Raw genomic sequence first — 225 nt, forward strand, 5'->3', positions numbered from 1 at the left:
TGCTCAGTATTGTGAGCGGTTTTATGATGATTGTGCCCACCGCTTCCGGCTGGAGCCTGGCACAACTGGTCATGCTCTGGGGCGCATCCATCATGGGCATTGGTTCCGCCAATATCATGGTTCAGACGGCTGCAGAAAACATCGCTGAAGGCTATTCAATGACCGTACAGCCAGTTCATGTCTCCACCCGCACGGCAGCACGGGGAATACTGGAGATGGCGCTGT

Annotated in this window: 1 pseudogene; it reads left to right on the plus strand. The window is 55.1% G+C overall.

Annotated elements, in window-relative coordinates:
* Positions 1 to 225 (plus strand): annotated as a pseudogene (locus E0D98_RS27275) (hypothetical protein); the annotation flags it as partial.

The sequence above is a fragment of the Escherichia sp. KCJ4928 genome (assembly GCF_004352695.1).
Taxonomy (GTDB): domain Bacteria; phylum Pseudomonadota; class Gammaproteobacteria; order Enterobacterales; family Enterobacteriaceae; genus ECMA0423.